Source organism: Streptomyces sp., assembly GCF_035645055.1.
GTDB lineage: Bacteria > Actinomycetota > Actinomycetes > Streptomycetales > Streptomycetaceae > Streptomyces.
Genome location: NZ_DASQNH010000001.1, coordinates 152,116 through 164,130 on the forward strand (window position 1 = coordinate 152,116; position 12,015 = coordinate 164,130).

The window sequence follows — 12,015 nt, forward strand, 5'->3', positions numbered from 1 at the left end:
GATTACCCATGCCTGTCCTTTACTCTGCATTACGATTCGTTTACGGAGAGTTGATTCATCCCGCCGCTGCACGCCGTGACTCACGGCCGCGACCGACCCGCCACCCGGCGGACCGACCTGTTCCGCGACCGCTGCCCCGGAGGAGACGGGAAACATGTCAGCCTGCGTCCCCACGCGCACGACCGACCCCGACCGGCCGACCCCCGAACACCAGCCGCACAGCCCGCCGGCGCGGCGCCCCCGCCGTTTCCGGATCGCCGGCGCCGATGTGTCGGCATCCATCGCGGTCTTCCTGATCGCCCTGCCCCTGTCCCTCGGCATCGCCCTCGCCACCGACGCGCCCCTCCAGGCCGGCCTCGTCGCCGCCGCCGTGGGAGGGCTCGTCGCCGGGCGGCTCGGGGGCTCCCAGCTCCAGGTGAGCGGACCCGCCGCAGGGCTCACGGTCGTCACCGCCGACCTCATCCACCTCTATGGATGGCGGACGACCTGCGCCATCACCGTCCTGGCCGGCCTCGCCCAGCTGGGGCTCGGCTGCCTGCGCGTGGCCCGCACCGCCCTCGCGGTGAGCCCCGCCATCGTGCACGGCATGCTGGCCGGCATCGGCGTCACCATCGCCGTCGCCCAGTTGCACATCGTCCTCGGCGGCACCCCGCAGAGCGTGGTGCTGGACAACCTGCGCGCGCTGCCCGCCCAGCTCGCGGACCTGCACCCCGCCGCCGTGTCGACGAGCGCGCTCACCCTGGCCCTGCTGTTCCTCTGGCCCCGGCTGCCCGGCCGGGCCGGGCGGCTGCTGCGCAAGGCACCGGCGCCGCTGATCGCCGTCGCCGGGGCCACCGCGACCGCCTCGCTGGCCGGGCTCACCCTGCCCAAGGTGGAGCTGCCGTCCTGGAACAACCACGCGCTGGCCGGGCTGCCCGAGGGGCCGGTGCTCGGCCTGATGGCCGCCGTGCTGACCACCACGCTGGTGTGCAGCGTGCAGTCACTGCTCGGCGCGGTCGCGGTGGACAGGCTGGCCGCCGCCCGCCCCGGTCTCACCGGCCGGGTGCCGCGCTCCGACCTGGACCGCGAGCTGCTCGGCCAGGGCGCCGCGAACATCGTCTCCGGCGGCCTCGGCGGACTGCCGGTCGCGGGCGTCGCGGTGCGCAGCACGGCGAATGTGAACGCGGGTGCGGTGAGCCGGAACTCCACGATGCTGCACGGCGTTCTCGTAGTGGCGGCGACCCTGCTGATGGTCCCGCTCCTGGAGCAGATCCCGCTGGCCGCACTCGCCGCCCTGGTGATGGCCGTCGGCATCCAGATGGTGTCCCTGCACCACATCCGCACGGTGACCCGCCACCGCGAAGTCCTGGTCTACGCCGTCACCACCCTCGGCGTGGTGTTGTTCGGCGTCCTGGAGGGCGTGGCCCTCGGGATCGCCGTGGCCGTCGCCGTGGCCCTGCACCGCCTGACCCGCACCCGTATCACGCACGCGGAAGAGGAAGGAGTCCATCACGTCCAGGTGAGAGGCCAGTTGACGTTCCTCGCGGTGCCCCGCCTGAGCCGGGTGCTGCACCAGGTCCCGCAAGGCGCCGACGTCGTCGTCGAGCTGGACGGCTCCTTCATGGACCACGCGGCGTACGAGACCCTGCACGACTGGCAGAACACACACACCGCGCAGGGCGGCACGGTCCAACTGACCGGCCGTCGTGCCGGGATCCGCATCGCCGAGCCGGGCACCCCCGTGGAGGACTCCACCGGCGCGGGCGCGGAGGAACCGGAGGGTTCCACCGACTGCCGGTGCCGTCCCTGGACACCCTGGCGCAACCACCAGTGCGAGTGGGAGCTGCCCGGAACCGAAGAGGCGCCAGGTGCGGTACCGGGCACGGCCCAGGCCATCGGGCCGGACGACCCGGCCGGCTCCCAGGACCCGGGGGAGCCGTTGGGGCCGGCGGAGCCGCCGGAGGCATCGCAGCCGGTGGGACTGCCCGCGCCGTCGCAGCCGGCGAAGGACGGGGAGGAACCCAAGGGCTCGGGGAGCCGAGAGAGCACCGACGACCCCACCACGCCCACAGGACCGGCCCCCGCCGAGGGCTCCGCCCCGACCGGCGGTCATCAACTCGTCCGCGGCATCAGCGCCTTCCAGCGCCGGACGGCGCCGCTGGTGCGGGGCGAGCTGGCCCGGCTGGCCCGGGAAGGCCAGCGGCCGGTGCAGCTCTTCCTCACCTGCGCCGACTCACGCCTCGTCACCTCGATGATCACGTCCAGCGGCCCCGGAGACCTCTTCGTGGTGCGCAACGTGGGCAACCTGGTGCCGCTGCCCGGCGCGGAGAGCGGGGACGACTCGGTGGCGGCGGCCATCGAGTACGCGGTGGACGTGCTGAAGGTCCGGCACATCACCGTGTGCGGGCACTCCGGCTGCGGGGCGATGCAGGCGCTGCTCGGCGCGCGCGACGAGCCCCCGGAGGAAGCCGGTGTACCGCGGACGCCGCTCAAGCGGTGGTTGCGGCACGGGCTGCCGAGCGTGGAGCGGATGGCCGACGACAGCAGGCCCTGGGCGCGGCTCGCCGGACGGCGTCCCGCCGACGCGGTCGAGCAGTTGTGCCTGACCAACATCGTCATGCAGCTGGAGCACCTGCGCGCCCACGAGCCGGTGTCCCGCGCCCTGCGCGCGGGAGCGCTGGAGCTGCACGGGATGTACTTCCACGTGGGCGAGGCACAGGCCTATCTGCTCACCGAGGCGTCCGGTGCGGAGGTCTTCGACCATGTGGCCGAGGCCGAGGATCTGCGCAGCCCCGCGTAGCTCCACCCCGGCCGACCCCGCACGCACCACGTGCTCACGAGTCCCCGCTCAGCGGAGGCCGGACGGCTCCGCCGGGCGGGGCTCCGGGGCGCGTACGGGATCGCACGGGGCGATCCGGCCGCGGACGCCGTAGAAGCTGACGACCCGCTGGATGCTCCCGTCGGGCTGGCGCTGCCCGATCTTCTCGAAGGCCAGGGAGTCCCCGCGACGCAGGTTGATCGTCCAGATGGGGCCCTCGCCGCCACTCCGGTCGAAGTGGCCCCGGAGCGTCTTCCCCCTGGGACGGGTGCACTCGTAGCCGTTCGGCACGTCGTCCACGGCCACGTGGATACCCTGCGCCTCCAGCCGTTCGGCGAGTCCCTCCTGCAGGCCGCCGCCGAGGGAGATGTCGTTCACGGTGACGGTCACGCTCCCGTCCGGCTGCGGCTCCACCGCGTAGGCCGGGCTCTCGGCCGGGGAGCCCGGCAGCAGCACCCACGCGCCCGCGACGGCGGCACAGGCCAGGGCGACGAGGCCGAGCCTCGGCGCGGTGAGGGCCGTACGGCGACGGCCGTGTGCGGGTGCCGGGGCGGCCGTGGGGTCGCTCGTCCCGCTCACGCGCCGGTCGATCTCACGGTGCAGTTCCGCGAGCAGCCGGTCCTCGAAGGTGATCCTGGTGGTCATGCCTCTCCCTCGTTCTCTCCGGTGGCACAGGACGCGGATGTGGACGCGGACGTGGACGTGACATAGAGCAAGGAGGTGCCGTGCGGCCCGGCGGCGGGCTCACCCACCGCTTCGCCCCGCTCACCCGGCTCACCCCGCACGCCCCGCACGCCCCGCAGCGCCCGGCGCGCCCGGTGCAGTCGCACGCGTGCCGTCACCTGGCGGATGCCCAGCGCGGCCGCCGCCTCGGTGACCGTGAGCTGGTCGACCGCGATCAGCTCCAGTACGGCCCGCTCGCCCTCCGGCAGCCGTTCCAGGGCGGCGAGGGCGCGGCGGCCGGCCGACTCGGCGTCGAGCTTGTCCTCCAGGCGGGCGATGTCGTCGGGCTCCAGCAGCCGCCGGCCGGAGATCCGCTGATCGCGCCGGGTCTCGCGGGCGCGGCGCCGGTGCTCGGACGAGACGACGTTGCGGGCGATGCCGTAGAGCCAGGCCCGTTCGCCGCCGAGGCGGGGCCGGTAGGTGTGGGCCGAGTCGAGGACCGCGAGGAACACTTCGGCCGTCAGGTCGGCGACCGTGTGGACGTCGGGGACACGCCGGGCCACGAAGGAGGTCACGGCGTCCACATGGCGGCGGTAGAACTCCTCGAAGAGCTTGGGGTCGCGTACCGCCGCCGCGGGCCCGCCCCGTATGCCGTCCAATGCCTGTCCCCTCTCGTCGGGTCGTGCACGGTGGTGCCTCACCTGTACTTGGCCGTACGTGTGAAAGGCGTTACAGCCGCTGAACTTCGCCCCCGCGGCATCCGTGGGTACGGATGACCACCGCAGACGGACCGCCGCAGACGGACCGCCGCAGACGGGCCGACGTAAACGGACCGACGTAAACGGGCCGACGTAAACGGACCGACGTAAACGGGACCACCGCACAAGCCACCGTCCGAGCCACCCCGCAAGCCGTCCACCAGCCACCCCACAGGTCTAAACCAATTTCCCAACGACCCTTGTCATCGGGCCCTCGGGTCTGATGAGCTGTGGCCTGGGACACAACGGACACCCTGGGAAAGGGAGATGTCGTGAGCAACGAAAGCCTGGCCAACCTGCTCAAGGAAGAGCGCAGGTTCGCACCCCCCGCCGACCTGGCCGCGAACGCCAACGTCACCGCGGAGGCGTATGAACAGGCCAAGGCTGACAGGCTCGGCTTCTGGGCCGAGCAGGCCCGGCGGCTGAGCTGGGCCAAGGAACCGACCGAGACACTGGACTGGTCGAACCCGCCGTTCGCCAAGTGGTTCAAGGACGGCGAGCTGAACGTCGCGTACAACTGCGTCGACCGGCATGTCGAGGCCGGGCACGGCGACCGGGTGGCCATCCACTTCGAGGGCGAGCCCGGCGACAGCCGCGCGATCACCTACGCCGAGCTGAAGGACGAGGTCTCCCGGGCCGCCCACGCCCTGCTGGAGCTGGGCGTTCGCAAGGGCGACCGGGTGGCCGTCTACATGCCGATGATCCCGGAGACGGCGATCGCCATGCTGGCCTGCGCCCGGATCGGGGCCGCGCACTCGGTGGTCTTCGGCGGTTTCTCGTCCGACGCGCTCGCGACCCGGATCCAGGACGCCGACGCCAAGGTCGTCATCACCGCCGACGGCGGTTACCGGCGCGGCAAGCCCTCCGCGCTGAAGCCCGCCGTGGACGAGGCGCTCGGCAAGGTGGACAACGTCGAGCACGTGCTCGTGGTCCGCCGCACCGGCCAGGAGGTCACCTTCACCGAGGGCCGGGACGTGTGGTGGCACGACGTCGTCGGGCGGCAGAGCGCCGAGCACACCCCGGAGGCGTTCGACGCCGAGCACCCGCTCTTCATCCTGTACACGTCCGGTACGACGGGTAAGCCGAAGGGCATCCTGCACACCTCCGGCGGCTACCTCACCCAGGCGGCGTACACCCACCACGCGGTCTTCGACCTCAAGCCGGAGACGGACGTCTACTGGTGCACGGCCGACGTCGGCTGGGTCACCGGGCACTCGTACATCGTCTACGGCCCGCTGGCGAACGGTGCCACGCAGGTCATGTACGAGGGCACGCCGGACACCCCGCACCAGGGCCGGTTCTGGGAGATCGTGCAGAAGTACAAGGTCACGATCCTCTACACGGCGCCCACGGCGATCCGGACGTTCATGAAGTGGGGCGACGACATCCCCGCGAAGTTCGACCTGAGCAGCCTGCGCATCCTGGGGTCCGTCGGCGAGCCGATCAACCCCGAGGCGTGGATCTGGTACCGCAAGCACATCGGCGCGGACCGCACGCCCATCGTGGACACGTGGTGGCAGACCGAGACCGGCGCGATGATGATCTCGCCGCTGCCGGGTGTGACGGCGACCAAGCCGGGGTCCGCGCAGACGCCGCTGCCCGGCATCTGCGCGACCGTCGTCGACGACGAGGCCGCCGAGGTGCCCAACGGCGGCGGTGGCTATCTGGTCCTCACCGAGCCGTGGCCGTCGATGCTGCGCACCATCTGGGGTGACGACCAGCGGTTCATCGACACCTACTGGTCGCGCTTCGAGGGCAAGTACTTCGCGGGCGACGGCGCGAAGAAGGACGACGACGGCGACATCTGGCTGCTGGGCCGCGTCGACGACGTCATGCTCGTCTCCGGCCACAACATCTCCACCACCGAGGTCGAGTCCGCGCTCGTCTCGCACCCGTCGGTCGCCGAGGCGGCCGTGGTCGGCGCGGCGGACGAGACCACCGGCCAGGCGATCGTCGCCTTCGTGATCCTGCGCGGTACGGCGGCGGAGACCGAGGGCCTGGTCGCGGAGCTGCGCAACCACGTCGGTGCCACGCTCGGCCCGATCGCCAAGCCCAAGCGGATCCTCCCGGTGGCCGAGCTGCCGAAGACCCGCTCCGGCAAGATCATGCGCCGGCTGCTGCGCGATGTCGCCGAGAACCGCGCCCTGGGCGATGTGACCACCCTGACCGACAGCAGTGTGATGCAGCTGATCCAGGCGAAGCTCCCGGCGGCGCCCAGCGAGGACTGACCGCACGCCTCCGCGAGGGTGCCCGGCGCCGAGCGTGCCGGGCACCCCTGCCGCGTCTAGGGTGGACCCAGGTGACCACGATCACTACAATTAGATAAGCTAAACAAAAGGTGCGCCGGGAAGTCTGGTCGGCAAGCGTTTCGTGCTGCCCACCCCGGAGGTTCCCGTGTCCGCCCCCCGCACCCCCCGCAAGGTCCTCGGCCGGCTGTCCCTGCCGGAGCGGACCTACCTCGCGGACGCGCTGCGCACCGAGACGGTCGGCGGCGTCCTCCTGCTGGTCGCCGCCATCGCCGCACTGCTCTGGGCGAACATCCCCGTACTGCACGACAGCTACGAGACCGTCAGCCACTTCCACATAGGCCCGGCGTCCCTCGGCCTGAACCTCTCCGTGGCGCACTGGGCCGCCGACGGACTGCTCGCGATCTTCTTCTTCGTCGCCGGCATCGAACTCAAACGGGAACTCGTCGCCGGTGATCTGCGCGACCCCAAGGCCGCGGCCCTGCCGGTCGTCGCCGCGCTGTGCGGCATGGCCGCACCGGCGCTGGTCTACGTCCTCACCAACACCGCCGGCGGCGGCTCCCTGTCCGGCTGGGCGGTGCCCACGGCCACCGACATCGCCTTCGCGCTCGCCGTGCTCGCGGTCATCGGCACCTCGCTGCCGAGCGCCCTGCGTGCCTTCCTGCTGACCCTCGCGGTCGTCGACGACCTGTTCGCCATCCTGATCATCGCGGTCTTCTTCACCGACACCCTGGACTTCGCCGCGCTCGGCGGCGCCGTGGCCGGGCTCGCCGTCTTCTGGCTGCTGCTGCGCAAGGGCGTACGCGGGTGGTACGTGTACGTCCCGCTCGCCCTGGTGATCTGGGCGCTGATGTACAACAGCGGCATCCACGCCACCATCGCCGGAGTCGCGATGGGCCTGATGCTGCGCTGCACCACCCGTGAGGGTGAGAAGCACTCCCCCGGCGGACACATCGAACACCTCGTACGGCCGCTCTCGGCGGGCCTCGCCGTGCCGCTGTTCGCCCTGTTCAGCGCCGGCGTGTCGGTGTCCGGCGGGGCACTCGCGGACGTCTTCACCCAGCCGGAGACACTGGGCGTGGTGCTCGGCCTGGTGGTCGGCAAGACGCTCGGCATCTTCGGCGGCACCTGGCTGACGGCACGGTTCACCCGGGCCTCGCTCAGCGACGACCTCGCCTGGCCCGACGTGTTCGCGGTGGCGGCCCTGGCCGGCATCGGCTTCACCGTCTCCCTGCTCATCGGCGAGCTGGCCTTCAAGGGCGACGAGGCACTCGCCGGCGAGGTCAAGGCCGCCGTCCTGACGGGCTCCCTGCTCGCGGCGGCGCTGGCCACGGTGCTGCTGAAGCTGCGGAACGCCAAGTACCGCCAGATATGGGAGGCGGAGGAGCGCGACGAGGATCTGTCCGGCATCCCGGACATCTACGAGGAGGACGATCCGGAGTACCACCTGCGGATGGCCGCCATCCACGAACGCAAGGCCGCCGAGCACCGCCGGATCGCCCAGGAGAAGGCCGCGGCGCGCCACGCGGTTGCGGAAGTACCGGGCGGGGCAGGCGCGGAGAACGACGGTCCGGCATGATCTGACGAGACGGCACAAAAGACGGGACCGTCACCATCAGGCAGAAGAGGGAGACCGCGATGAGCGCACCCGACGGCAGCCCGGTCGGCGCCGAACGCAGCATCGGCCAACTGTTCGCCAAGGCGACGACCGAAATGTCCGCGCTGGTGCACGACGAGATCGCACTGGCCAAGGCCCAGCTCCGACGGGACGTCAAGCGGGGTGCGACCAGCGGCGGCGCCTTCATGGCGGCCGGGCTGCTCCTGCTGTTCTCCCTGCCGATGCTCAACTTCGCGCTGGCGTACGGCATTCGGACCTGGAGCCACTGGAACCTCGCGATCTGCTTCCTGCTGTCCTTCGCGGCCAATGTGCTCGTCGCGGTCCTCCTCGTGCTGATCGGCGTCGTCTTCGCGAAGAAGGCGAAGAAGGGCCGCGGCCCGCAGAAGGTCGCCGCGTCGATGAAGCAGACGGCGGGCGTCCTGCAGAACGCCAAGCCCCACCCGCGGCCCGAGCGGCCCGAGCTGCCCGCGGACCGCGCGCCCGAGGCCATCGAACCTGTGGCACGCTCGTCGTCATGACGGAACCCGACACCCCGTGGGCCCAGCCGGCCTCGCTCGTTCGGCTCGACCTGCCCGGACACGAGGTGATCCACCGGGACGTGGCCGCCAACGGCGCCCGCTTCCACATCGCCGAGCTGGGCGACGGGCCGCTGGTGCTGCTGCTGCACGGTTTCCCGCAGTTCTGGTGGACCTGGCGGCACCAGCTGGTGGCGCTCGCCGACGCCGGGTTCCGGGCCGTCGCCATGGACCTGCGGGGCGTCGGCGGCAGCGACCGCACCCCGCGCGGATACGACCCGGCCAACCTGGCCCTGGACGTCACCGGGGTGGTCCGCTCGCTCGGCGAGCCGGACGCCGCGCTGGTCGGGCACGACCTGGGCGGCTATCTGGCGTGGACGGCGGCCGTGATGCGGCCCAAGCTGGTCCGCCGGCTCGCCGTCGCGTCGATGCCGCATCCGCGGCGCTGGCGCTCGGCGATGCTCTCCGATGTCAAGCAGACCGCGGCCGGCTCCTGCATCTGGGGCTTCCAGCGCCCGTGGATCCCCGAGCGGCAGCTCGTCGCGGACGACGGGGCGCTGGTCGGGCGGCTCATCCGGGACTGGTCCGGGCCGCGGCTGCCGGACGACGAGGCGGTGCGGACGTACCAGCGCGCGATGTGCATCCCGTCCACCGCGCACTGCTCCATCGAGCCGTACCGCTGGATGGTCCGCTCCCTGGCCCGCCCCGACGGCTTCCAGTTCAACCGGCGGATGAAGCGGCCGGTGCGGGTGCCGACGCTCCATCTGCACGGCTCGCTCGACCCGGTGATGCGCACCCGCAGCGCGGCCGGCTCCGGCGAGTACGTCGAAGCCCCGTACCGCTGGCGCCTGTTCGACGGCCTCGGCCATTTCCCGCACGAGGAGGACCCGGTGGCGTTCTCCAACGAGCTGATCAACTGGCTGAAGGACCCCGAACCGGACCGGTGACGGGGTTCGGCGGCTCCCCGAGACGGCCCTCCCCGAGCGGTCTCCCCGAGCGGTCTCCCGAGCGGGCGGCCTCCCTGAGTGACCGGATGGACGCGCCCGGTGTCCGGACTTGAGCGATGGACCGGAACGACTGTCCTACGAACGGCCACATGCCCGGCGCATAGGCCAATTGGGCGGCCTCCAGGCGGTTATCGACCTTGGGGCGGGGGCACACGTCCGGGTATGGGCTGGACGCACGACTACAGTGACGCAGCAGCACGCAACCGCCGCTCGGGCAGCGCCCTGAGCTCCCCCCAGCGGGGCGCGCCGCAACTCGCGGGCGCGGACCCGCGCGTGGGTATTCCGCGCATCCTGCGCCGCCGGGCCCGCTGGGTCTCGGTACGGCTGCGTCACCCCCGCGGGTGACCCCCGCGCGCCCTACAGCGCGCAGTTGTCGGTGCCCACCTGCTGGTTGGCGGTACGCCCCGCGGTGATGTCCTCCCGGATCTCGTCCACGGTCAGCGCGTACCCCGTCTCGGCGTCGTCCAGCGACTTCGCGAACACCACGCCGTAGACCTCGCCCTCGGGGGTGAGCAGCGGGCCGCCGGAGTTGCCCTGGCGGACGGTCGCGTACAGCGAGTAGACATCGCGCCGGACCGTGCCGCGGTGGTAGATGTCCGGGCCGTTGGCGGTGATACGGCCGCGCACCCGTGCCGAGCGTACGTCGTACGCGCCGTTCTCCGGGAAGCCCGCGACGATCGCGCCGTCGCCGCTCGCCGCGTCGTCCTCGGTGAACCTCAGGACGGGCGCGCGCAGGTCGGGGACGTCCAGTACGGCGATGTCGCGCTCCCAGTCGTAGAGCACGACCTTCGCGTCGTACCGCTTGCCCTCGCCGCCTATCTGCACGGTGGGCTCGTCGACGCCGCCCACGACGTGCGCGTTGGTCATCACGCGGCGCTCGGCGAAGACGAAGCCGGTGCCCTCCAGGACCTTGCCGCAGCTCTGCGCGGTGCCCACGACCTTGACGATGGAGCGCTGCGCGCGGGCGGCGACCGGGCTGCCCGCGAGCGCCGGGTCGGGGGGCCGGACGTCGGTGATGGGCTCGTTGGCGAACGGGCTGAAAACCTGCGGGAAGCCGTTCTGCGCGAGCACCGAGGAGAAGTCGGCGAACCAGGTGTCGGCCTGCGCGGGCAGCGCGCGGGAGACGCCGAGCAGCACCTTGGAGTTGCGGACCTCCTTGCCGACCGTCGGCAGCGTGGTGCCCGCCAGGGCCGAGCCGATCAGCCAGGCGACCAGCAGCATGGCCACCACGTTGACCAGGGCGCCGCCGGTGGCGTCCAGAGCGCGGGCCGGGGACCAGGTGATGTACCGGCGCAGCTTGTTGCCCAGGTGGGTGGTCAGGGCCTGCCCCACGGAGGCGCAGACGATCACCACGACGACCGCGACGACGGCGGCGGTGGTGCTCACCTCCGCCTTGTCGGTCAGCAGGTCCCAGATCACGGGCAGCGCGTAGACGGCGACGAGGCCGCCGCCCAGAAAGCCGATGACCGACAGGATGCCGACGACGAAGCCCTGGCGATAGCCGACGACCGCGAACCAGACGGCAGCGAGCAGCAACAGGATGTCCAGCACGTTCACCGATTCAGGCCTCGCCTCTTCACTCTCCGGTCCCGCCGGCTCGGCCGGGGAGCGGGCCCGCCGCGACGCGGCAGACGGGCACGGCGCCCCCCGGAAGAACACGGCACGTGGGCCACCCTGTCATGCGTGCCAGTCGAGCGGGACCAGCTTGTCGCGGTCCCAGGGGCGCTCCCAGCCGGCGTAGTGCAGCAGCCGGTCGATGATTCCCGCCGTGAAACCCCAGACCAGGGCCGATTCGACCAGAAATGCCGGACCGCGGTGACCGCGGGGGTGGACGGCGGTGGCGCGGTTGCCGGGATCCGTGAGATCCGCCACGGGGACGGTGAACACCCGCGCGGTCTCGTTGGGGTCCACGACGCCGACCGGGCTGGGCTCGCGCCACCAGCCCAGCACGGGGGTCACGACGAAGCCGCTGACCGGGATGTACAGCTTGGGCAGGGCGCCGAAGATCTGGACGCCGGCCGGGTCCAGGCCGGTCTCCTCCTCGGCCTCGCGCAGGGCCGCCCGCAGCGGCCCGTCCCCCTGCGGATCGCCGTCCTCGGGGTCCAGGGCGCCGCCCGGGAAGGACGGCTGCCCGGCGTGCGAGCGCAGGCTGGTGGCGCGCTCCATCAGCAGCAGCTCGGGCCCGCGCTCGCCCTCACCGAACAGGACCAGGACCGCGGACTGGCGGCCCGCCCCGTCCTCCGGCGGCAGGAAGCGGCTCAGCTGGCGCGGCCGCACGGTCTCCATCGCGCGCACCACCGGGTCCAGCCAGCCCGGCAGCCCCTCCTTGCTGACCACCACGGCTTCGCCCCGCGTCTCACTCGCCCGGCTCATCGCCACCCCCGTCGTCCTGCTGCTTCCAACGCCCGGCG

At 72.1% G+C, this 12,015-nt stretch carries 10 protein-coding genes; 6 read left to right on the plus strand and 4 right to left on the minus strand.

Annotation, left to right across the window (positions count from 1 at the left end):
* Positions 1 to 154: 154 nt before the first annotated feature.
* On the plus strand, positions 155 to 2,779 hold the full coding sequence (locus VE614_RS00685) for a SulP family inorganic anion transporter (protein ID WP_324930144.1): 2,625 nt from the start codon (positions 155 to 157) through the stop codon (positions 2,777 to 2,779).
* Between the two features lie 48 nt (positions 2,780 to 2,827).
* Here VE614_RS00685 and VE614_RS00690 read toward each other — a convergent pair whose 3' ends face one another.
* Positions 2,828 to 3,442 carry a hypothetical protein gene (locus tag VE614_RS00690; RefSeq protein ID WP_324930147.1) on the minus strand — a complete coding sequence of 205 codons (615 nt, stop codon included), beginning with the start codon at positions 3,440 to 3,442 and terminating at the stop codon, positions 2,828 to 2,830.
* Entirely contained in the window at positions 3,439 to 4,119 is a 681-nt protein-coding gene (locus tag VE614_RS00695) for a sigma-70 family RNA polymerase sigma factor (protein WP_324930150.1), read from the minus strand. Before VE614_RS00695 ends, VE614_RS00690 begins: the two co-directional genes overlap by 4 nt.
* Before the next feature lie 329 nt (positions 4,120 to 4,448).
* Here VE614_RS00695 and acs point away from each other — a divergent pair, with 329 nt between their 5' ends.
* From acs to VE614_RS00720, 5 genes are all read left to right on the plus strand, one after another.
* Complete coding sequence (acs, locus tag VE614_RS00700) at positions 4,449 to 6,446, plus strand: acetate--CoA ligase (protein ID WP_324930153.1); 1,998 nt, start codon at positions 4,449 to 4,451, stop codon at positions 6,444 to 6,446.
* A 166-nt stretch (positions 6,447 to 6,612) separates the two neighbouring features.
* The gene (gene nhaA, locus VE614_RS00705) at positions 6,613 to 8,043 is read left to right on the plus strand and encodes a Na+/H+ antiporter NhaA (RefSeq protein WP_324930156.1); all 1,431 of its coding nucleotides are present in this window, start codon (positions 6,613 to 6,615) and stop codon (positions 8,041 to 8,043) included.
* Positions 8,044 to 8,102: 59 nt separating this feature from the next.
* The gene (locus VE614_RS00710) at positions 8,103 to 8,600 is read left to right on the plus strand and encodes a phage holin family protein (protein WP_324930159.1); all 498 of its coding nucleotides are present in this window, start codon (positions 8,103 to 8,105) and stop codon (positions 8,598 to 8,600) included.
* Positions 8,597 to 9,544, plus strand: a complete 948-nt coding sequence (locus VE614_RS00715) for an alpha/beta hydrolase (RefSeq protein ID WP_324930162.1) — start codon at positions 8,597 to 8,599, stop codon at positions 9,542 to 9,544. The genes VE614_RS00710 and VE614_RS00715 overlap by 4 nt, the downstream gene beginning before the upstream one ends.
* Positions 9,545 to 9,766: 222 nt before the next feature.
* Positions 9,767 to 9,949, plus strand: coding sequence for a hypothetical protein (locus VE614_RS00720; protein WP_324930165.1), 183 nt, complete (start codon positions 9,767 to 9,769; stop codon positions 9,947 to 9,949).
* A gap of 12 nt (positions 9,950 to 9,961) precedes the next feature.
* Here the strand turns inward: VE614_RS00720 and VE614_RS00725 are convergent, their stop codons facing one another.
* Together VE614_RS00725 and VE614_RS00730 are read right to left on the minus strand one after the other, a co-directional pair.
* Positions 9,962 to 11,161, minus strand: a complete 1,200-nt coding sequence (locus VE614_RS00725) for a MarP family serine protease (RefSeq protein ID WP_324930167.1) — start codon at positions 11,159 to 11,161, stop codon at positions 9,962 to 9,964.
* A 120-nt stretch (positions 11,162 to 11,281) separates the two neighbouring features.
* A complete protein-coding gene (locus tag VE614_RS00730) occupies positions 11,282 to 11,977 on the minus strand; it encodes a CoA pyrophosphatase (protein ID WP_324930170.1) in 696 nt (231 codons plus the stop codon).
* Positions 11,978 to 12,015: the final 38 nt, after the last annotated feature.

Bases quoted from the DNA above. Each gene is read 5' to 3' on its own strand.
- VE614_RS00685 (WP_324930144.1), top strand. From the start codon at position 155: ATGTCAGCCTGCGTCCCCACGCGCACGACCGACCCCGACCGGCCGACC.
- VE614_RS00690 (WP_324930147.1), bottom strand. From the start codon at position 3,442: ATGACCACCAGGATCACCTTCGAGGACCGGCTGCTCGCGGAACTGCAC.
- VE614_RS00710 (WP_324930159.1), top strand. From the start codon at position 8,103: ATGAGCGCACCCGACGGCAGCCCGGTCGGCGCCGAACGCAGCATCGGC.
- VE614_RS00715 (WP_324930162.1), top strand. From the start codon at position 8,597: ATGACGGAACCCGACACCCCGTGGGCCCAGCCGGCCTCGCTCGTTCGG.
- VE614_RS00720 (WP_324930165.1), top strand. From the start codon at position 9,767: ATGGGCTGGACGCACGACTACAGTGACGCAGCAGCACGCAACCGCCGC.
- VE614_RS00730 (WP_324930170.1), bottom strand. From the start codon at position 11,977: ATGAGCCGGGCGAGTGAGACGCGGGGCGAAGCCGTGGTGGTCAGCAAG.